We start from the raw sequence: 19,969 nt of genomic DNA, 5'->3' as shown, positions 1-19,969 counted from the left end.
CGCTGTGCATCCCCCTCACCCCGACCCTCTCCCCGGGGGGGAGAGGGGGATTTGCCCAACCCGGAAAATTTTTCCCCGACCTGCGTGATTTCCCGCGTCGCTGACGGTTGATACGCCGGCTCAATCCGCCCGCAAGGCGGAGGGGCCGGCCGCCGGCTGCCGTCGGCCAGGACCCGCTCCGACATGGGGAATGCGCTGATGAACTTCACCATCAATGGACAATGCGTCGAGGTCGAGGCGGACATCCGCAGCTCGCTGCTCGACCTGCTCCGCAACAGTCTGGGCTTCACCGGCACCAAGAAAGGCTGCGACCAGGGCGCCTGCGGCGCCTGCACCGTTCTGGTCGACGGCGAACGCATCAATTCCTGCCTGGCGTTTGCGGTCCAATACCAGGGCCGCAGCATCACCACCGTCGAAGGGCTGGGCGACGACGACGAACTCCACCCGCTGCAGCAGGCCTTCGTCGAGCATGACGGCTTCCAGTGCGGCTACTGCACGCCTGGCCAGCTCTGTTCCGCCGTCGGCATGGCGCGCGAGATCGAGCGCAATGTTCCGAGCGTCGTCACCGCCGACCTGTCGGCGGCCAGCGTCACCGTGGACGAGCGGGAACTGCGCGAACGCATGAGCGGCAATCTCTGCCGCTGCGGCGCCTACAACGGAATCATCGAGGCGATCTCCGAAACGCTGGACAAAATGCAGGAAGGGGCGCGGGCATGAACCCCTTCACCTATGAACGGGCATCCGACTCCTCCGCCGCCATCGAACTGACCAAGGGCAACGCCGCGGCGCGCTATCTTGGCGGCGGTACCAATCTGGTCGATCTGATGCGCGAGACGGTCGAGCGGCCGGAGATGCTGGTCGACGTCACCGGCCTGCCGCACGGCATCGAGCCGCGCGCCGACGGCGGTCTGCTGATCGGGGCGGCGGCGACCAACACCGCGCTCGCCGCCGATCCCCATGTGCGCGCCCATTATCCGCTGCTGGCCCGCGCCATCCTTGCCGGGGCCAGCGCCCAGATCCGCAACATGGCGACGGTCGGCGGCAACATCCTGCAGCGCACGCGCTGCCGCTATTTCTACGACAATGCTGCGGCCTGCAACAAACGGCAGCCGGGGGCCGGCTGCGACGCCCGCGATGGTTTCAACCGCTACCACGCGATCCTCGGCGCGTCGCCGTCCTGCGTCGCCACCCATCCGTCCGACATGTGCGTGGCGCTGGCCGCCCTCGACGCCACGGTGCATCTGGACGGTCCGGACGGGACCCGGAGCATCGCGCTTGCCGACCTGCACCGCCTGCCCGGCGACCGGCCGGACATCGAGACGGAACTGAAACCGGGCGAGCTGATCACCGCGGTCGAACTCCCGCCCCTGCCCTTCGCCCGCCGCTCGACCTACCGCAAGGTTCGCGACCGCGCGAGCTATGCCTTCGCGCTGGTCTCGGTTGCCGCCGCCCTCGACATCGACGACAACGACACGGTGCGCGATGTGCGGCTGGCGCTGGGCGGCGTCGCCCACAAGCCGTGGCGGGCCTCGGCGGCCGAAGCCGCGCTGAAGGGCCGGCCGGCCAATGCGGAGAGTTTCCGCGCCGCCGCGGAGGCGGAACTGGCCGCCGCGACCGGGCTTCGCGACAACGCCTTCAAGATCGAGCTGGCGAAACGGACGATCGTCGCCGTCCTCGGCGAGCTGACGGGAGACGACGCATGAGCATGCAATCCGACTCCGCAAACAGCCGGCCCGGCCGCTGGCAGCCGGCGGTCACGCAGGATCCCCTCATTCAAAAGCATGGCGCGCTGGGCCAGCCGGTCTCGCGCATCGACGGGCCGCTGAAGGTTCAGGGCAAGGCCCAATTCGCCGCCGAGTTTCCCTATGAGGGGCTCTGCCACGCGGCACTCGCCTTCAGCACCATCGCGCGCGGGCGGATCACGGCGCTCGACACCGCGGCGGCGGAGGCGGCCCCCGGCGTCGTGCTGGTGATGACCCACCGCAACGCCCCGCGGATGAAGGCGCCATCGCTGATGATGTCGTCGCCGACCGCCGCCGGGGCGAGCGACCTGCCGGTCATGCAGGATGACGAGATCCATTGGAACGGCCAGCCCATCGCCGTCATCCTCGCCGAGACGCAGGAGCAGGCCGACCACGCCGCCTCGCTGGTGACGGCCGACTACGCGCCGCTGCCGGCGGTGACGTCCTTCGACGAGGCCAGGAAGACGCCGCGCCAGTTGGACAACATCCTGGGTCAGCCGCCGGTGGTCGAGATCGGCGATGCCGAAGCCGCCCTGAAAGCCGCAGCGGTGCAGGTGGACCAGATCTACCGGACGCCGCGCCACAATCACAATGCCATCGAACTGCATGCGGCGACGGTCGCCTGGACCGGCGACGAGTTGCGGGTGCATGACGCCAGCCAGCTTCTCGACCTGACCGCCGGGCAACTTGCCGACATCTTCGGTCTGGAGCCGGAGAAGGTCCGTGTCTCCTCCCCCTTCGTCGGCGGCGGCTTCGGCGGCAAATGCCTGTGGGACCACCAGATCCTCGCCTGCGCCGCCGCCAAGCTCGCCGGCCGGCCGGTGCGCATCATGCTGTCGCGCGAGGGGGTGTTCCGCGTCGTCGGCGGGCGGACGCTGACGGAGCAGCGCGTGGCGCTGGGCGCCAACGCCGACGGCAAACTGGATGCGCTGATCCACACCGGCATCGTTGCGATGACCACGCACAACTCCTGTCCCGAGCAATTCACCTTTCCCGCCCGCCATCTCTATGCCGCCAAGTCGATCCGGCTGGCCCAGGAGGTCGCCGACATGGACATGCTGGCAAACACCTTCATGCGGGCGCCCGGCGAATCGGTCGGCACCTTCGCGCTGGAATGCGCCATCGACGAGTTGGCGGAAAAGCTCGGCCTCGACCCCATCGAACTGCGGCGGCGCATCGAGCCGGGGACGGACCCGACCAGCGGCAAGCCCTTCTCCGCCCGCCACCTGATCGACGCCTATGACAAGGGCGCGGAACGGTTCGGCTGGGACCGCCGCAGTCCGAAACCGCGTGGGCGGCGGGACGGCGAATGGCTGATGGGCATGGGCTGCGCGACGGCCACATATCCCTACCACCGCTTCCCCGGCGGTGCCGCGCGGATCAGGCTGACGGCCGGCGGGCAGGTCACCGTCTCGACCGCGGTGCATGACATGGGCATGGGCACGGCGACGGCACAGGCCCAGCACATCGCCGCCCGGCTGGGCGTGCCGCTTACCCAAGTCAGCTTCGAATATGGCGACACGACCCTGCCGCGCGGGGTGATCGCCGGCGGCTCGACGCAGACGGCTTCCATCGGCGGCGCCGTGATCGCCGCGACGGAGGTGTTCGTCGAGGAGCTGCTGAAGCTCGCCGGCAACGACTCGCCGCTGGCCGGCCTGTCGCTGGCCGAGGTCGAGACGCGGGACGGCGGCATCGGCCACCGCGAGGATGCGGCGCGCTTCGAAAGCTACGAGTCGATCCTGCGCCGGTCGGGACGGGACGAGCTGGTCTGCGAGGGCGAAGCTCCGCCGCCGGCGGAGATGGAAGCCTTCTCGATGCACTCCTACGGCGCGCAGTTCTGCGAGGTCCGGGTCAGCGAGATAACCGGCGAGGTCCGCGTCTCGCGCTTCCTCGGCTCCTTCGACGCCGGCCGCATCCTCAATGCCAAGACGGCGACCAGCCAGTTCAAGGGCGGCATCATCATGGGGATCGGGCTGGCGCTGACCGAGGAAACCAACTTCGATCCGCGCAGCGGCCGCATCGTCAACGCCTCGCTGGCCGACTATCACGTGCCGGTGCAGATGGACGTTCCCGCCATCGAAATCCTTTACACCGACATCCCCGACCCGCAGGCGCCGATGGGTGCCCGCGGCATCGGCGAGATCGGCATCACCGGCGTCGGCGCAGCGGTCGCCAACGCCGTCTACAACGCCACCGGCAAGCGCATCCGCGATCTGCCGATCACGCTCGACAAACTGATGTGACGCTCCGCCGGGGTCTAACTGTGAATTGAATTCACAGGTGATATGGCGGGAGAGGCGGTTTCCAGACCGCCCTTCCCGCCATATGTCTGCATCCGAGACAAGAAAAGGCGCCACGGCGCCGATCAGGAGAGAGCAGAATGCAGACCGTGAATGCGAATGGAGCCGAAATTCCCGCGCTTGGCTTCGGCGTGTTCCGCATGTCGGACGAGGAGGTCGAGCGGGTGGTGCCGGCGGCGCTGGAAGCCGGCTTCCGCCATTTCGACACCGCGCAGATCTACCGCAACGAGGCGGCGCTGGGCCGCGCCCTGCAAGCGGCCGGTGCCCGCCGCGACGAGCTGTTCCTGACCACCAAGGTCTGGGTCGACAAGTACAGCCCCGACCTGTTCGCGGCGTCGGTGGATGAGAGCCTGGAGAAGCTGAAGGTCGACCGGGTCGATCTGCTGCTGCTGCACTGGCCGGCCGATCAGGTTGCCATCGCCGACCAGATCGGGATGCTGAACGCCGTCCAGGCCGCCGGCAAGACCCGCTTCATCGGCGTCAGCAACCAGAACATCGCCCAGCTGCGGGAGTCTGTGCAGCGCAGCCAGGCCCCCATCGTCACCAACCAGATCGAGGTCCACCCCTATCTCGACCAGAGCGCGATGGCTGCGGCAGCCAGGGAACTGGGCGTGGCGATCACCGCCTATTACGCCATGGCCGACGGCAAGGTGCCGCGCGACCCGGAATTGCAGCGGATCGGCGCCAAGTACGGCAAGACGGCGGCACAGGTGACGCTGCGCTGGCTGATCCAGCAGGGGCACATCGTGCTGTCGAAGACCGCCAAGCCGGAACGGGTGGCGGAGAATTTCGCGCTGTTCGACTTCACGCTGGACGACGGCGACATGGCCGCGATTGCGAAGCTGGCGCGGCCGAATGGGCGGATCGTCAGCCCGGCGGGGCTGGCGCCGGCTTGGGATAAGTGAGTGTAGTTTGGTACGAGCTTAATCAGTAGAGCCGGATCTTCGCCAGCGGAAGGCCATGCGCTTCGACATAGCTGTTGGAAGAGCGGATGGCCTCCCGGTTCTGCGCCAGCCATTGCAGGGCGTGCAGGCTATTTTGCTTACTCGCTGTTTTTGCGGGCTCCGGTACAGAGAACTTCACTGCATGGACAGGCTCGGTCATCGGCTTCTCCAGATGTCGGTCAATCTCAGAGTGCAGGTGATCGCCATATCGATCAAGGGGCTTTGCCCATCGCTCCCTCTCCCGCCCCAGGAGAGGGAAGGGGCCCATGCAAAGCATGGGAAGGGTGAGGGGTAGTGCAAGGAACCATGCGCTTTTAGTTCCTTGGATCACCCCTCACCCTCCCCACGCCTACGACGCGGGTCCCCTCCCTCTCCCGGGGCGGGAGAGGGCGTTTATCGTCGTCCCCTCACAACATCCGCGGCAGCGTCACCCTGACCCGCAAGCCGCCGCTGGCGCGGTTGCTCAGCTCGATCCTCCCTTGGTGCGCTTCGACGATCGACTTCACGATGGACAGTCCCAGCCCGCTGCCGCCGGTCTTTCGGTTGCGGGAGCCTTCCAGCCGGACGAAGGGCTTGAAGACGTTGGCGATCTCCGCTTCCGGGATGCCCGGCCCCTCGTCGCAGACGTCGACCACGATCTCGGCGGCGTCGGCATCGACGGAGACGGTGGCGCGCTCGCCGTATTTGATGGCGTTGTCGATCAGGTTGGCGAAGGCGCGGCGCAGGCTGGACGGGCGGCCGGCGAGGCGGAGCTGGCGCGGCTGGTCGAAACGGTCGCTGCGCTCCATCCCGCCGCCGAAGATGGTGCGGACGGCGGCGAACTGCAGCGGCGGCGGCTCGTGGTAGGTCACGGGAGCGCCGGTGTCGGCGTAATCGTCGCACAGGCTCTGCAACAGGCTGGCGAAGGCGACCACCTCGACCTCCTCGCGCAGCACGTCGTCGCCGAGGAATTCCAGCGTCGCGGTCACCATCGCCGCCATCTCGTCGATGTCGGCCATCATCTTGGCGCGCAGTGCGTCGTCATCGACATATTCGGCGCGCAGCCGCAGCCGCGTCGCCGGGGTGCGCAGGTCGTGGCTGATCGCCGCCAGCAGATGGGTGCGCCCCTCCATCAGGTCGCGCAGCGCGTTGCGCGCCTGGTTGAAGGCGCGGGCGAGCGAGGCAACCTCCTCCGGCCCGTCCTCCGGCAGCGGGCGGGGATGCAGGCGGTCGTGCGGACGGGTCGCCTGCTCCGCCAGGGACTCCAACGGGCGGACCAGCCGGCCGGGCAACCAGAGCAGCACCGCCAGCGCCAGACCGAAGGCCGCCAGCCCGGCCAGCACCATCTCGAACGGCGTGCTGCGCGGCCGCCAGAAGCGCGGGCTAGCGAACTCCAGCCAGCCGCCGCCGGCAAGCTGGACATAGACGCGGGCGTCGCGCAGCTGGGCCGCCGTGTCCTCCGCCACCATCGACAGCGATTCCGCCAGCGTCTGGGCATGGGCGGGCTGGAGCGGCAGCAGGGCGCGCGCGGCGGCGACGAACACCGGGCGCGGCGCGTCGACAACGCCGTCGAGCACCCAGCCGGGCGGCACGGTGGGGGTGCCGGGCGCCTGCCAGGACACCGAGAGGTCGGGCAGTCCGTGCAGAGCCAGCGCCGGCCCGGCGGCGACGCCATCCAGCACGGCGCGGTCGGCCGCCTCCACCGCCGCGGCCATCGCCGGACCCAGCCGATGGGCGGTCAGCAGTTCCCGCGCGCGGTCGTCCACCAACCGCATGCCGACCAGCGCCCCGCCATGGGTCAGCGCCAGCAGCGCCACCATCGCCGCCAGGATGCGGTGGCGCAGCCGGGCGGCGCGCAGGCGGGCCGGCAGCAGACGCTCAAGCGCCACGGCCGGTTCCGGCGCTGGTTCCGGAGCTGACGGATTCGCCCTGGTCCACCACCGTCGCAGTGAACTGATAGCCGATGCCGCGCACCGTCTTGATCAGGGCCGAGCCGCCCGGCCCCTCCTCCAGCTTGCGGCGCAGGCGGCTGATCTGGATGTCGATGCTGCGGTCGAAGGGGATCGAGGTGTCGCCGCGGTGCTTCTCCAGCAGTTCGGTGCGCTCCACCACCTGCGGTGCGCGTTCCAGCAGCGTGCCGAGCAGGGCGTATTCGCCCTGGCTGAGATGCACCACCACCCGGTCGGGCGTGCGCAGCTCCCGCCGGCCCTGGTCGAGCGACCAGCCGGCGAAGCCCAGCACGCGCGGCCGTTCGCGCACCGGCTCCGGCCCGCCGCAGCGACGGAGGATGGCGCGGATGCGGGCCAGCAGCTCGCGGGCGCTGAAGGGCTTCACCAGATAATCGTCGGCGCCGACCTCCAGCCCGACGATGCGGTCGACCTCGCTGCCCATGGCGGTCAGCATGATGACCGGGGTTTCCGACTTGGCGCGCAAGGATCGGCACAGGCTGGTGCCGTCCTCCCCCGGCAGCATGACGTCCAGCACGATGAGGTCGACCGGCCATTGCGCCAGCACCCGCGCCATCTCGCGCCCGTCGCCGGCGGTGGAGACGCGGAAACCGCTCTTCACCAGGAAATCATGCAGCATGTCCCGGATCTCGGGATCGTCGTCCACGACCAGCAGATGGCGCGCGCGCTCCATGGTTTTCCCGTCCCTGTTCCGTATGGAGGTTTCTTCTTGGTTGGCGCCGAGTGTAGCCTCCCCGGCCGGTCCGGGTACAGTGCGCCGCCGGGGCCGGTTTGTAACGGTTGCGTAACAGCGGCGGTGGCGTGAAAAGGCGTTGTTACCAAATAATCCGGGCATCGAATTGCGTGCGGGATAGAGTTCCTCCAGCGGCCGGAGGGCCTGGGGCCAAGGCCAACAGAAAGACCGAACGAAGAAGGGAACAGGGGGAAATGTCCAAGATGCCGTCTCTCAGCACATCCATCCTCGGCATGACCGCGATCGCGACGGTGATGGCCGGCGCCCTGCTGGCCGCTCCCGCCCGGGCCGAGCCGAAGGTGGAGGTGCTGCATTACTGGACCTCCGGCGGCGAATCGAAGGCGGCGGGCGCACTGCGCCAGGACTTCGAAGCGGCGGGCGGCAAGTGGATCGACGCGCCGGTGGCGGGCGGCGGCGGCGACGCGGCCAGCACCGTCCTGCGCTCCCGCGTGCTGGCCGGCGACCCGCCGAACGCGGTGCAGCTGAAGGGCCCGAACATCAAGGAATGGGCGGCGCAGGGCAAGCTGGCGACGCTGGACGACGTCGCCAAGGCGGAGAACTGGGACGCCATCCTGCCGCCGCAGATCCGCGACGTGGTGACCTACAAGGGCCATTACTACGCCGTTCCGGTGAACATCCACCGTGTCAACTGGATGTGGGTCAACCCGCAGGCGATGAAGAAGGCCGGCGTCGAGATCCCCAAGACCTGGGACGAGTTCAACGCCGCCGCCGAGAAGCTGAAGGCCGCCGGCATCATCCCGCTCGCCCATGGCGGCCAGCCCTGGCAGGAAGGCGCGCTGTTCGAGGATGTCGTGCTGGGCCTCGGCGGTCCCGACTTCTACCGCAAGGCGCTGGTGGAGTTGGACGAGAAGGCGCTGACCAGCGACACCATGGTCAAGGTGTTCGACCAGATGCGCAAGCTGCGCGGCTATGTCGACGACGGCTTCCCCGGCCGCGAATGGAACCTCGCCGCCGGGCTGCTGATGAACGGACAGGCCGCCATGCAGATCATGGGCGACTGGGAAAAGGGCGAGCTGACCGCCGCCGGCAAGGTGCCGGGCAAGGATTTCGTCTGCGCCCATGTGCCGGGCAAGTCGGGCTACATCGTCAATTCCGACAGCTTCGTCATGTTCAGCTCGTCCGACCCCGACCGCACCGCCGGGCAGAAGCTGTTGGCCAAGCTGATCCTGGGCAAGAAGTTCCAGGAGACCTTCAACCTGCTGAAGGGCTCGATCCCCGCCCGCCAGGACATGGCGCGCGACAGTTTCGACGAATGCGCCGTGAAGTCGATGGACGACCTGAAGGCCGCCATCGACAGCAACAGCGCGGTACCGTCGATGGCCCACGAGATGGCGGTGCCCGGCGCCGTCCGCGGCGCCTTCCTGGACGTCGTCACCGCCCACTTCAACTCCACCATGTCCTCGCAGGATGCGGTGAAGCGTCTGGCCGAGGCGGTCGATCTGGCGAAGTAAGCCTCCGGTTTTCTTTGGTGTCGTCTCTCCTTCCCTGGTGTTGCGCGTGACCTTGAAGCCCCCCTTCCACCTTGGGAGAGGGGCTTTCTTCTTTTGCCCCGCGCATTGCGCGAGCATCGCGGTTCCGGCGGTGAAACAGGATGGCGCCGGCCCGCCGGAAGTTCGGCATGGCAACCCGGCAGCCGTTGCGGCTGTCTCCGATGGGACCTGAATTGGTTCCTTAGGCCCGACAATAGCCGCCGAGCCGCGACCCACGCCCCCGTCCGCGCGGAAGCGAAAGATTCCGGTGGGCACGCAAGGAGAATGGCCATCGTCCGACTGGCAATCCCGGCATTGGTGCAGGCGCAATCTCCCTAGAATCTCTTTAGAAATTTATCGGTTCCACAGTCTTCCGCTAACGTGTTTACCGGCCTTCCCGTCGGGAACATCATTGGTGGGCGAAATGCGGATGCCGTTTCAAAAACTGATACCGCCTGCGGATGCCCCCTCACCCGGCGGAGGTGACGATAAATCGGTCAAGACTCTGGATCGTCTTGGACTGACAACAACCCTGTGCCTGCTGTCCTTCTCGGTGCTGAGCTATTTCTTCGCCGCGTCGAACGCACGCCATGGGGAGGTCGGCTTGCCAAATCAGGCTGCCTTCTTCGACAATCTGGCCGCGTTGCTTGCAGATTTTTCAATCCCGCTGGCGCATGCGCTGACCGCCGGCAACGTCTTCACCCATGACGGCCTGTATTTCCTGGCCTATTGCCTGCCGCTCGCCCTTCCGGTCGCCTTGGCCGCATGGCTGTTCCACTGGCTGTCCGAGCCCGGCCGGCCGGTCACGAAGGCAATGACGGATCGGCTTTTCCTGTGGCCGGTCGGCTTCACCGCCGTCAGCCTGCCGGCCTTTCCGGTGATGACGCAGGACATCTGGTTTTCCGCGCTGTGGGGCGAGCAAATCGTCCGGGGACAGAACCCCTACTATGTGCCCTTCACGCCGGGGCACGCCGCCGCCTTTCCGTTCGACGAGGTGCCGGCGATGATGACCTACGGGCCGCTGTGGGCGGTGGTATCGGCCGGGGTCATGGCGCTCAGCGGCGGGAATGTCTGGGTGACCGCGCTTCTGTTCAAGTTGGTCCTGGCCGGCGCCTGGATCGGCGGGCTCGCCATCATCCGGCAGATCGGCCGGACCCGTGACGAGGCGACCGCCGCCGCCGGGCTCGTCGCTTTCGGCTGGCTGCCCATCGGCCATATCTATTCGGCCGGCGAGGGGCACAACGACATGGCGATGGTCGTCCTGATGATGCTGTGGCTGATGCGCCTGTCCGCCGGCGACCGCGCCGGCCCGCTGGCGCTGGCGGCCTCGGCCGCCTGCAAATACACCAGCGCCGCCCTGGTTGCCGTCGATCTGCTCTACAGGCTCGGCAGAACCGGGACTCGGGATCTCAAGGGCGGGGTCACCGCCTATCTCCTGCGCGGGATCCCCGCGGCCGCCTTCTTCCTGGCCGTCCTGTTCCTGTTCTTCCGCTCGCCCGCCTTCTTCGACGCGGTGCGCGGCATGTCCGGCTGGCAATGGCTGCATCCGGTGGACGTCGTCCGGGTGGCGGAGCGGTTGCTGGGCGTCGACATGGCCCCCCTGCGCTGGCTGGTGCGCGGGGCCTTCGCCGGCTTCGCCCTGTGGTCGCTCGCAGCACTGTATCGGTGGCCGACCGCGGAGAATGCCTGGAAGGCCGCCGCCGCGGTGATGGCGGCGGTGGTGCTCGGCCTGTCGACCCATCTGTGGCCGTGGTTCATGCTGTGGCCGCTGGCGCTGGCAGCGCTGGTGCCATCCTGGTGGTTCTCGCGCTGGATCTTCGGCGTCGCGGCCTTGGCCCCCTTCGCGGTCGTCCCCTTCTGGCGCTACGAAGACGGATTCGATCCCTTCTACACCAAGACGCTGACCGCCCTGCCGCTCTATGCCGGCGCGACCCTCTTCATGGTCTGGATGCTTGGACGCAAGGAACGGGCAGCGGTCGCCGCATGGATGTCGTCGCTGCCGGGGCGCCTGCGCATCGCCCGGCCGCACCGGTCGTGAGGGGCCGCTCATGAAGGAGTGTCAGATGCCAGCCGGCACGATCGAAACCCTCGCCGCGACAGGCCGGAGCACGGCTCCGCCCTTGCCTGGGAGTGACCCTATGCTGATGCCGACCCCGCAGCCGGCCCGGGACAGAAGCCTGGACGTCGTCCGCGTCACCGCCCTTGTCTTCATGGTGGCGGCCCATTGGGGGCGAACGATCCCGGACGCCTATCCTCTGGTCAGCATCCTGCAGTTCGTTTTCGAACTGGCGCCGGTGATGTTCTTCTTCGCCTTCGGAATGACGCTCGATCACTTCCTGAGAAAGCCGCTTTGCAAGCGGATCGAAGGCCATCTGAAGCTGTTCATCCTGGCGGCCATCCACGGCCTGTACCAGGAGAAAAACCCGTTCACCAGCGACTTCTTCATGTTTCTGTTCGCCGCGCGGCTTCTGTTCGACATCCATGCCAGTGTGGGCGCCGCCAACCGGGTGTTCATCGCGCTTTTTCTTCTGGCGCTGTGCGGGGCCTGGATCGTCCTTCCGCTGCCCTACGTCTACGACCTGTTCGCGTCGCCCCTTCCGGGCTGGTTTCCGGTCTTTCCCTGGATCGTCTTCGTCGCCGCCGGGCGGATGTTCGCCCATCACCGGCACTCCTCCCGCACCGCGGCCGTCGCCCTGCTGGGGCTGTCGGTGGCGCTGTTCGACATCCTGATCCTCGGGCGCGGAGTGTCGAAATGGCCGCTGTCGCCCGACTATGCCCTGCTGTTCGGCAGCGGGACCGCGCTGGCGTTCATCGTTCTCGACCGTATCCGCTGGCCGTCCTTCCTGTACTGGCGGACGGTGGAGTTGCTGTCCGGCAATCTGCTGCTGGCGACCGCACTGCATTACATCGCCGTCGCCGCGGTGAAGTCGGCGCATGACGCGCTGTCGCCGGTCCTTGCCCGATCGGTTCCCGCCCCCTATCTGCCGGCGGCGATCACCCTGGAATATGTCCTGCTGGCCGGGATCGCCTTCCTCCTCCTGATCGTGCTGGTCCGCTCAACCCTGGCGGTGGGAGCATGGCTGGAGGGGCGCGGCATCCTCGGCATCGCCGACGCCCTGCTGCCGACGATCGCGGTGACCGGCATCGTTCTCTATGCCGCCATGCTGCACCTCAACAACGACCTTCGCGACGCCGGGTTGCCCTTCCTCGCCGCCGTCGCCTTCCTGATCGTCTACAAGCGAGGCATAGGAGGGCGGGCGTAGGAGGATCCCGGCGCCGCGACGGCCGTCAGTTCGGCGTGATCGCCACCTTCAGCACGCCGTCGCGCTGGTGGCCGAACAGCTCATAGGCCTCCTCGATCCGGTCGAGCGGGAAGCGGTGGGTGACGAGCGGCTTCAGGTCGACGCGGCCGGAGGCGACGACCCCCATCAGCCGCCGCATCCGCTCCTTGCCGCCGGGACAGAGCGAGGTGACGATGGTGTGGTCGCCCAGCCCGGCCGCGAACGGCCCCAGCGGCAGGCGCAGGTCGCCGGAATAGACGCCCAGGCTGGACAGCGTGCCGCCGGGCCGCAGGACGCGCAGCGCCGCCTCGAAGGTCGCCTGGGTGCCCAGCGCCTCGATGGCGACGTCGACGCCGCGGCCGTCGGTGAGACGCATGATCTCCTCCACCGGGTCGACCTCGCGGAAGTTGACCACGTGATCGGCGCCCATGCGCCGCGCCATCTCCATCCGCGCCGGCACGGCGTCGACGCCGATGATGGTGGTGGCGCCCTTCAGCTTGGCCCCGGCGGTGGCGCACAGGCCGATTGGGCCCTGCGCGAACACCGCCACCGTGTCGCCGATGCGGATGTTGCCGCGCTCCGCCCCGGCGAAGCCGGTGGACATGATGTCCGGGCACATCAGCACCTCCTCGTCCGTCAGCCCGTCGGGAACGGGGGCGAGGTTGACCATCGCGTCGGGCACCAGCAGGTATTCGGCCTGGGAGCCGTCGATGCTGTTGCCGAAGCGCCAGCCGCCCAGCGGCTTCCAGCCATGCCTGGTGCCGGCGCCGTCCTGGGAATGGCAGCCGCACAGGCAGGCGTTGCTGTGGCCGCTGGGGGTGATGGCTCCGGCGATCACCCGCTGCCCCTCCCGGTAGCCGGTGACGGCGGAGCCCAGCTTCTCGATGATGCCGACCGGTTCGTGGCCGATGGTCAGGCCGTGGGCAACCGGATATTCGCCCTTCAGGATGTGGATGTCGGTGCCGCAGATCGTCGTCGTGGTGATGCGGATCAGCGCATCGAGCGGTCCGACATCGGGAACCGGCTTGTCGTCCAGCACGATGCGGCCCGGTTCGACGAACACCGCCGCTTTCATCATGACCATGGCGTCCTCCCCTGGATGGTGGCCGCCGGCCAAGGGGCCGCGTCGCGCAAACATCGCAAACGGCCCGCGGCCGGCGTTGTGCTTCACGCCGTCCAGTCTGGCACGGCGGGGAGGAGCCGGCGTTGATGCAGATTAACTGGAGGGGAATGGAGCGCCGCGCCCGCTTCGATTCGCCCCGCATCTTCCACGTGCATTAGCTGTATCGAATACATTGGAATGGAATTAGGCGCCGCCTTGGCGTTCGCCGCCAAAAGTTGTTGTGTCTTGAGAAAATTTCCCCGTTACGGATGTATTATTTCGGTGATTCCTATTTTTAATCCGGTGACTCCGCCAGAATAAAACCCTAAACGGGAGTCGTTCACGTTCCACGCAATGAGGCAATTCAATGAAAACGTTTGCATTCGCCGCCGTATTCTCGATCGCTGCCGTTCTGTCCGCCGGTGTCGCCAACGCGCAGTCGAAGGGCGTCACCCTGTCGGCTCTGCCGCCGCAGAATTTTGCGTTCTGCCTGAACACCGATGCGACGGTTATCGTCTCCGACACCGTGGCCACCGAAGTCGGCGTCGTCATCACCAATGTCGGCAACAGCCTGACCAACACGTCCGGCACCGTCGTCGTCGCCGCCAACAATTTCTATAGCAAGGGCGCCGGCAGCGAGTGGAAGTCGGCGATGGGCCAGTTCAGCCTTCCCGGCGGCAACTGCTACAACGTCGCCTCGATGAACAAGACCACCTCGCCGGGCGCCGCGTCCTGGACCTGCGCCCTGACGAGCGGCGCCGCCTCCGGCGCCGGCGCCACGGTCACCGGCGTGATCTCGACGCAGACGCAGGTCACGCCGATCGCGTCGGCCTATGTGACGGCCGGTATCAGCTCGACGCTCAACGGCGCGCCGAAGGTGAACTGCCCGTACTGATCGGCATTGCCACTCCGGACGGCGCTTGCCGGACGGACGGTTTTCGAGCGGCCGCCCACCATCCCGGTGGGCGGCCGTTTTCGTCGGACCCGTGCCGCGGGCCTCGAATGGTCCCGGGAATCGGGGCGCCTCCGGAAGGACGGAAGTGTCTTGACGCCCGCCCGCGCCTGACTAGATTTCGCCCGCGCCGGAGTGCCTCGCCTCACAGGCTCCCGGCGTACCCGAAGACCGTGTCCTGCATGTTGCTCTGCGGAGGATATGTGCGATGCCGAGACTCCTGCGCCCCCCACCCCACCCCGTCCAACCGGAATCGGCGCCCGCCTGAAATAACGACCGAGACCGGCCGGCACGATATCAAGAAGATCCCAACGAGCAGATCACCCGTGCCTGCGGAAGCGGCCACGGGCACTCGGCGCTTGGGGTTAAATCTCAATAATCTCCAATGTTTTTTCTTGAAAATTCCTCTTGACGGCAAAAACAGCCTGAATAAATTTTTCAACCGCAAGCGCGGCCCATTCGGGCGCTCTTGGGAACTCGAGACATTCGCTTACGCTCAAGGAGTGTCACACCATGAAGTTCAAACCGCTTCACGACCGCGTTCTGGTCCGCCGCGTCGAATCCGACACCAAGACGAAGGGCGGCATCATCATCCCCGACACCGCCAAGGAAAAGCCGCAGGAGGGCGAGGTCATCGCCGTCGGCGCGGGCGCGCGGGACGAGGCCGGCAAGCTGATCGCCCTCGACGTGAAGCCCGGCGACCGCGTGCTGTTCGGCAAATGGTCCGGCACCGAGGTGAAGATCGACGGCGAGGATCTCCTGATCATGAAGGAGAGCGACATCCTCGGCGTGATCGAGGCTGCCGCCGAACCCGCCAAGAAGGCTGCTTGATAGGGGAGGAACAGGACCATGGCTGCAAAGGACGTGAAGTTCGGCTCCACCGCCCGCGACAAGATGCTGCGCGGGGTGGACATCCTGGCCGACGCCGTGAAGGTCACGCTGGGGCCGAAGGGCCGCAACGTCGTGATCGAGAAGTCGTTCGGCGCCCCGCGCATCACCAAGGACGGCGTGTCGGTCGCCAAGGAAATCGAGCTGGCCGACAAGTTCGAGAATATGGGCGCGCAGATGCTGCGCGAGGTGGCGTCGAAGACCGCCGATCTGGCCGGCGACGGCACCACCACCGCCACCGTGCTGGCCCAGGCCATCGTGCGCGAGGGCGCCAAGTCGGTCGCCGCCGGCATCAACCCGATGGACCTTAAGCGCGGCATCGACATGGCGGTCGACGCCGTGGTGACCGAGTTGAAGGCCCGCTCCAAGAAGGTGACCACCAACGAGGAGATCGCCCAGGTCGGCACCATCTCCGCCAACGGCGACCGCGAGATCGGCGACATGCTGGCCCGCGCAATGGAGAAGGTCGGCAACGAGGGCGTCATCACGGTCGAGGAGGCCAAGAGCCTGGAGACCGAGCTGGATGTCGTCGAGGGCATGCAGTTCGACCGCGGCTACACCTCGCCCTATTTCGTCACCAACGCCGACAAGATGCAGGTGGAACTGGATGACCCCTACATCCTGATCCACGACAAGAAGCTGTCCGGCATCCAGGCCATCATCCCGGTGCTGGAGAAGGTGGTGCAGTCGGGCAAGCCGCTGCTGATCATCGCCGAGGAGGTGGAGGGCGAGGCGCTGGCGACCCTGGTGGTCAACCGCCTGCGCGGCGGCCTGAAGGTCGCGGCGGTGAAGGCCCCGGGCTTCGGCGACCGCCGCAAGGCCATGCTGGAGGACATCGCCATCCTCACCGGCGGTCAGGTCGTCAGCGAGGAACTGGGCATCAAGCTGGACAGCGTCACCATCGACATGCTGGGCCGCGCCGGCAAGGTGGTCATCACCAAGGACAACACGACCATCGTCAACGGCGTCGGGTCGAAGGACGACATCAAGGCCCGCTGCGGCCAGATCCGTCAGCAGATCGAGGAGACGACCTCCGACTACGACCGCGAGAAGCTGCAGGAGCGGCTGGCCAAGCTGGCCGGCGGCGTCGCGGTGATCCGCGTCGGCGGCGCCACCGAGGTCGAGGTGAAGGAGCGCAAGGACCGCGTCGACGACGCCATGCACGCCACCCGCGCGGCGGTGGAGGAAGGCATCCTGCCCGGCGGCGGCGTGGCGCTGGCCCGCGCGGTCGCCGTGCTGGAGAACGTCAAGCCGGCCAACGACGACCAGCGCGTCGGCGTGGAGATCGTGCGCCGGGCGCTGACCGCCCCGGTGCGCCAGATCGCCACCAACGCCGGGGTCGACGGCTCGATCATCGTCGGCAAGCTGAACGACAGCAAGGACTACAGCGTCGGTTACGACGCGGCCAAGGGCGAGTGGTGCGATCTGGTGAAGGCCGGCATCATCGACCCGGCCAAGGTGGTGCGCACCGCGCTGCAGGACGCCGCCTCCGTCGCCGGCCTGCTGATCACCACCGAGGCGATGGTCGCCCAACTGCCGGAGAAGAAGCCCGCGGTGCCCGCCCCCGGCGCCGACATGGACTTCTGATCCGGACGGCTTCGGCCCGGACGTTCCCTGGACGGGGTCGCGCCGCACCGGCGCGGCCCCTCTTTTCATATGCCAGCGGGCCTGTCATCCGGCTCCGCTTCCCCGCAGCAGGGGAAGCGCAGTGTGACCTTCAGTCCCTGTTCCGGCCGGGGTTCGATGTCGAGGCTGCCGCGCAATTGCTGGGCAAGCTGCCGCATGATCCGGCCGCCCAGCCCGGTGCCCTGCGGCCGGTCCGACAGGATGCCCACGCCGTCGTCGCAGACGCTCAGCACGCACTCCGCCTCCCCCTTGCGGAAGGTCAGGTCGATGCGGCCGGCACGGCCGTCGGGAAAGGCGTATTTCAGCGCGTTGGTGATCAGTTCGTTGGCGATGGTGCCGACCGCCACGGCGACACCCATGTCGAGATCGACGTCGTCCACCTCGGCGCCGACCGCCACCGGCTGTATCCCGACGACGCCGAGCTGGATGTCCTCCACCAGGCTTTCCAGGAAGTCTTTGGAGCTGACGATGTTGACGCCCTCCACCCGGCGCAGGCGGACATAGACGCGCGACAGCACGCCGATCCGCTCGATGGTGCCGCTGACGATGTCCTGCCCAGTCCCCGACCGGTGGGCGGCAAGCGTCAGCTGGGCGCAGATCTGCTGCAGGTCGTTGCGGATCCGGTGGTGGATCTCGTGCAGCATCAGGTCCTTTTCCGCATTGGCGGCCGACAGCTGGTCCCAGGACAGGCGCAACTGCTCGTTTGCCCGGCGCAGAGCGTTGGCTCCGCCGGCGATGCCGAATCCCAGCCCCATGTAGATGAGGAAAGCCAGCCGGTCGCCCGGCTCGGCGATCCACAGCATCCATTCCGGCTTCATGAAGAACCACGCCGAACAGACCCCTGACAGCACCACGGCCAGATATCCCGCCCCGCGATCGAACAACAGCGAGATGACGAGGATGGTCGGGAGGAAGACCAGGAACGGGTATTTGAACAGCAGCGGTTCGAGCGCATAGCGCACCAGCGCGGTCAGCCCGACCAGCAGCAGCGTGATCCCGTATTGTGCCCAGGCCGCATGAGGCAAGCTGGAACTCAGCCGGCGCAAGAAATTTTCCATACTCCGTACTTTGCTCCCAACAGCGCAACCTGTGGCGCGACGGAAGGATAACAGCCGGAACGCGGATTCGGATGACCCGGGTATGCACACAATGATGTGACGAAATTCGTCGGCACGCGGTCCCACTATGACGGTTCTGAAGTCTTTCTGAGTGGGCGGCCTTGGCCGCCGACGTCACATCCCCACCTAGAAAGGTCAGCCCCCAAGATTTGCGAAAGATTCCGGAGGATCGTGATGCGCAGCACCCTGACCCTGTCGGCCGCCATTCCCGTTGCCGCTTTTCTTGCCGCGGGCCTTTTCGCCGCCTCCCCCGCCCTGGCGCAGTCGCAGGCGGTCAAGACCGTTCCGACCAGCGCCGGGCCGGTGGCGGTCAGCCGCTTCGCCGACGGGCTGGAGCGGCCCTGGGGCATCGAATTCCTCCCCGACGGCCGGGCGCTGGTGACGGAAAAGCCGGGACGGCTGCGGATCATGGCACGCGACGGCTCGCTGTCCGCCCCGCTGACCGGCACGCCGAAGGTCTTCAACCAGGGCCAGGGCGGTCTGATGGACGTGGCCGCCGATCCCGATTTCGCCCGCAACCGCGCCGTTTATCTCGCCTATGCCGAGCCCGGAGAAGGCAGCGGGGGTGGGGGCACCGCCGGGACGGCACTGGGGCGCGGCACGCTGGGCGAGCACGGGATCGAGGATTTCCAGGTCATCTTCCGCCAGTCGCCCAAGGTGGACGGCGGCAACCATTTCGGCACCCGCATCGCCTTCGCCCCCGACGGCCACATCTTCCTGACGCTGGGCGAGCGCTACAAGTTCGACCCGGCGCAGAAGCGCGACAACACGCTGGGCAAGGTGGTCCGGCTGAACCGCGACGGCTCGCTGCCGCAGGACAACCCCTTCGCCGGGGAGGGCAGGACGGCCGGCGCCATATGGTCCTACGGCCACCGCAACATCGAGGCGGCGGCCATCGATCCGCGCACGGGCGCGCTGTGGATCGGCGAGATGGGGCCGCTGGGCGGCGACGAATTGAACCGGCCGGAAGCGGGCCGGAACTACGGCTGGCCGGTGGTCAGCTGGGGCAAGCATTACGACGGCCGCGACATCCCCGACCCGCCGACCCGCAAGGAGTTCGCCGACGCGGCGGTGCATTGGACGCCGGTGATCTCGCCCTCCGGCATGGTCTTCTACACCGGCGGGCTGTTCCGCGACTGGCAGGGCAGCGCCCTGCTCGGCGGGCTCAGCGCCAAGGGGCTGGTGCGCGTCGCCATCGACGGAACAAGGGCGAAGGAGGTGGAGCGCATTCCGCTCGACGCGCGCATCCGCGATGTGGCACAGGGACCCGACGACGCCCTCTACGTCATCACCGATGCCGCCGACGGCGCGGTCCTGAGGTTGGCGCCGGCGAAATGACCGCCTGAAGATGGGGCAGATGAGGATCAGAGACTACCGACCATCGGACGCCCCGGTTCTGGCGGAGATCTATGCCCGCTCCGTCCGCGGCATCGGTTCGCGTTTCTACAGCGCGGAGCAGGTCGAGGCCTGGGCGGCGCAGGCGCCGACGGTGGAGCGGGTGCGCGAGGCCTATGGCGACGGCCGCGTCGCGCTGGTCGCGGTGGACGAGAGCGACCGGCCGGTTGCCTTCAGCGACGTCGAAACGGACGGCCACATCAACTTCCTCTATTGCGCGCCGGAAGCCGCCGGGCGCGGCGTGATGTCGGCGCTGGTCGACAGGCTGGAGGTCCGCGCCCGCGCGCTCGGCCACCGCCGCCTGCATGTGGAGGCCAGCGAGGCCGCCCGCCCCTTCTTCCTGCGCCGCGGCTTCGCCTTGCTGGAGCGCCGAGAGTTGCGGATCGGCGACGTGCCGATCCACAACTATGCGATGGAGAAGTGGCTGGCGCCGCAATAGGCGACGCGTCAGC

The 19,969-nt window shown here is 67.6% G+C and carries 17 protein-coding genes; 12 read left to right on the top strand and 5 right to left on the bottom strand.

The genetic code is table 11. The features are described 5' to 3' along the window. Positions 1–198 precede the first annotated feature (198 nt). From PWS46_RS18480 to PWS46_RS18465, 4 genes are all read left to right on the top strand, one after another. The gene (locus tag PWS46_RS18480; RefSeq protein WP_434622873.1) at positions 199–717 is read left to right on the top strand and encodes a 2Fe-2S iron-sulfur cluster-binding protein; all 519 of its coding nucleotides are present in this window, start codon (positions 199–201) and stop codon (positions 715–717) included. Then, a complete protein-coding gene (locus PWS46_RS18475; protein WP_434622872.1) occupies positions 714–1,703 on the top strand; it encodes an FAD binding domain-containing protein in 990 nt (329 codons plus the stop codon). Before PWS46_RS18480 ends, PWS46_RS18475 begins: the two co-directional genes overlap by 4 nt. Continuing rightward, on the top strand, positions 1,700–3,985 hold the full coding sequence (locus PWS46_RS18470) for a xanthine dehydrogenase family protein molybdopterin-binding subunit (RefSeq protein ID WP_434622871.1): 2,286 nt from the start codon (positions 1,700–1,702) through the stop codon (positions 3,983–3,985). The genes PWS46_RS18475 and PWS46_RS18470 overlap by 4 nt, the downstream gene beginning before the upstream one ends. Positions 3,986–4,122: 137 nt before the next feature. Beyond that, entirely contained in the window at positions 4,123–4,947 is an 825-nt protein-coding gene (locus PWS46_RS18465) for an aldo/keto reductase (RefSeq protein ID WP_434622869.1), read from the top strand. A 22-nt stretch (positions 4,948–4,969) separates the two neighbouring features. Here the strand turns inward: PWS46_RS18465 and PWS46_RS18460 are convergent, their stop codons facing one another. The 3 genes from PWS46_RS18460 to PWS46_RS18450 form a co-directional block, all read right to left on the bottom strand. Then, positions 4,970–5,146, bottom strand: coding sequence for a type II toxin-antitoxin system CcdA family antitoxin (locus PWS46_RS18460; protein ID WP_434622868.1), 177 nt, complete (start codon positions 5,144–5,146; stop codon positions 4,970–4,972). Positions 5,147–5,393: 247 nt separating this feature from the next. Beyond that, entirely contained in the window at positions 5,394–6,854 is a 1,461-nt protein-coding gene (locus tag PWS46_RS18455; protein WP_434622867.1) for an ATP-binding protein, read from the bottom strand. Beyond that, the gene (locus tag PWS46_RS18450) at positions 6,844–7,605 is read right to left on the bottom strand and encodes a response regulator (RefSeq protein WP_434622866.1); all 762 of its coding nucleotides are present in this window, start codon (positions 7,603–7,605) and stop codon (positions 6,844–6,846) included. Before PWS46_RS18450 ends, PWS46_RS18455 begins: the two co-directional genes overlap by 11 nt. A 263-nt stretch (positions 7,606–7,868) precedes the next feature. Here PWS46_RS18450 and PWS46_RS18445 point away from each other — a divergent pair, with 263 nt between their 5' ends. The 3 genes from PWS46_RS18445 (at position 7,869) to PWS46_RS18435 (ending at position 12,418) form a co-directional block, all read left to right on the top strand. Continuing rightward, entirely contained in the window at positions 7,869–9,137 is a 1,269-nt protein-coding gene (locus tag PWS46_RS18445; RefSeq protein WP_434622865.1) for an ABC transporter substrate-binding protein, read from the top strand. A gap of 622 nt (positions 9,138–9,759) precedes the next feature. Then, complete coding sequence (locus PWS46_RS18440) at positions 9,760–11,193, top strand: hypothetical protein (protein WP_434622864.1); 1,434 nt, start codon at positions 9,760–9,762, stop codon at positions 11,191–11,193. Between the two features lie 100 nt (positions 11,194–11,293). Beyond that, positions 11,294–12,418, top strand: coding sequence for a hypothetical protein (locus PWS46_RS18435; RefSeq protein WP_434622863.1), 1,125 nt, complete (start codon positions 11,294–11,296; stop codon positions 12,416–12,418). 25 nt (positions 12,419–12,443) lie between these two features. Here the strand turns inward: PWS46_RS18435 and PWS46_RS18430 are convergent, their stop codons facing one another. Further along, positions 12,444–13,520, bottom strand: coding sequence for an NAD(P)-dependent alcohol dehydrogenase (locus PWS46_RS18430; RefSeq protein WP_434622862.1), 1,077 nt, complete (start codon positions 13,518–13,520; stop codon positions 12,444–12,446). A gap of 385 nt (positions 13,521–13,905) precedes the next feature. Between PWS46_RS18430 and PWS46_RS18425 the strand changes: the two genes are divergently transcribed. The 3 genes from PWS46_RS18425 to groL all read left to right on the top strand — a co-directional run bounded on the left by PWS46_RS18425 (position 13,906) and on the right by groL (position 16,965). Next, entirely contained in the window at positions 13,906–14,433 is a 528-nt protein-coding gene (locus tag PWS46_RS18425) for a hypothetical protein (protein WP_434622861.1), read from the top strand. A 570-nt stretch (positions 14,434–15,003) separates the two neighbouring features. After that, positions 15,004–15,321: a co-chaperone GroES gene (groES, locus tag PWS46_RS18420; RefSeq protein ID WP_149199491.1), complete on the top strand. Its 318-nt coding sequence runs from the start codon at positions 15,004–15,006 to the stop codon at positions 15,319–15,321. An 18-nt stretch (positions 15,322–15,339) separates the two neighbouring features. Continuing rightward, positions 15,340–16,965, top strand: coding sequence for a chaperonin GroEL (gene groL / locus PWS46_RS18415; RefSeq protein ID WP_434622860.1), 1,626 nt, complete (start codon positions 15,340–15,342; stop codon positions 16,963–16,965). A 65-nt stretch (positions 16,966–17,030) separates the two neighbouring features. Here the strand turns inward: groL and PWS46_RS18410 are convergent, their stop codons facing one another. After that, positions 17,031–18,062, bottom strand: a complete 1,032-nt coding sequence (locus PWS46_RS18410; RefSeq protein ID WP_434622859.1) for a sensor histidine kinase — start codon at positions 18,060–18,062, stop codon at positions 17,031–17,033. A gap of 234 nt (positions 18,063–18,296) precedes the next feature. On the opposite strand from PWS46_RS18410, the gene PWS46_RS18405 reads away from it, so the two are divergent. Both PWS46_RS18405 and PWS46_RS18400 read left to right on the top strand, forming a co-directional pair. After that, positions 18,297–19,460 (top strand): PQQ-dependent sugar dehydrogenase, encoded by a 1,164-nt coding sequence (locus PWS46_RS18405; RefSeq protein ID WP_434622858.1) that lies wholly within the window; start codon positions 18,297–18,299, stop codon positions 19,458–19,460. Between the two features lie 19 nt (positions 19,461–19,479). Next, on the top strand, positions 19,480–19,956 hold the full coding sequence (locus PWS46_RS18400) for a GNAT family N-acetyltransferase (protein WP_434622857.1): 477 nt from the start codon (positions 19,480–19,482) through the stop codon (positions 19,954–19,956). Positions 19,957–19,969 lie beyond the last annotated feature (13 nt).

The sequence above is a fragment of the Azospirillum sp. B2RO_4 genome, from assembly GCF_051124815.1.
Lineage (GTDB): Bacteria > Pseudomonadota > Alphaproteobacteria > Azospirillales > Azospirillaceae > Azospirillum.
The sequence above is the reverse complement of the archived record's forward strand: the minus strand, read 5'-3'. Positions and strand labels throughout refer to the sequence as shown.

Bases quoted from the DNA above. Each gene is read 5' to 3' on its own strand.
- PWS46_RS18480 (WP_434622873.1), top strand. From the start codon at position 199: ATGAACTTCACCATCAATGGACAATGCGTCGAGGTCGAGGCGGACATC.
- PWS46_RS18475 (WP_434622872.1), top strand. From the start codon at position 714: ATGAACCCCTTCACCTATGAACGGGCATCCGACTCCTCCGCCGCCATC.
- PWS46_RS18470 (WP_434622871.1), top strand. From the start codon at position 1,700: ATGAGCATGCAATCCGACTCCGCAAACAGCCGGCCCGGCCGCTGGCAG.
- PWS46_RS18465 (WP_434622869.1), top strand. From the start codon at position 4,123: ATGCAGACCGTGAATGCGAATGGAGCCGAAATTCCCGCGCTTGGCTTC.
- PWS46_RS18460 (WP_434622868.1), bottom strand. From the start codon at position 5,146: ATGACCGAGCCTGTCCATGCAGTGAAGTTCTCTGTACCGGAGCCCGCA.
- PWS46_RS18450 (WP_434622866.1), bottom strand. From the start codon at position 7,605: ATGGAGCGCGCGCGCCATCTGCTGGTCGTGGACGACGATCCCGAGATC.
- PWS46_RS18445 (WP_434622865.1), top strand. From the start codon at position 7,869: ATGCCGTCTCTCAGCACATCCATCCTCGGCATGACCGCGATCGCGACG.
- PWS46_RS18435 (WP_434622863.1), top strand. From the start codon at position 11,294: ATGCTGATGCCGACCCCGCAGCCGGCCCGGGACAGAAGCCTGGACGTC.
- PWS46_RS18430 (WP_434622862.1), bottom strand. From the start codon at position 13,520: ATGGTCATGATGAAAGCGGCGGTGTTCGTCGAACCGGGCCGCATCGTG.
- PWS46_RS18425 (WP_434622861.1), top strand. From the start codon at position 13,906: ATGAAAACGTTTGCATTCGCCGCCGTATTCTCGATCGCTGCCGTTCTG.
- groES (WP_149199491.1), top strand. From the start codon at position 15,004: ATGAAGTTCAAACCGCTTCACGACCGCGTTCTGGTCCGCCGCGTCGAA.
- groL (WP_434622860.1), top strand. From the start codon at position 15,340: ATGGCTGCAAAGGACGTGAAGTTCGGCTCCACCGCCCGCGACAAGATG.
- PWS46_RS18410 (WP_434622859.1), bottom strand. From the start codon at position 18,062: ATGGAAAATTTCTTGCGCCGGCTGAGTTCCAGCTTGCCTCATGCGGCC.
- PWS46_RS18405 (WP_434622858.1), top strand. From the start codon at position 18,297: ATGCGCAGCACCCTGACCCTGTCGGCCGCCATTCCCGTTGCCGCTTTT.
- PWS46_RS18400 (WP_434622857.1), top strand. From the start codon at position 19,480: ATGAGGATCAGAGACTACCGACCATCGGACGCCCCGGTTCTGGCGGAG.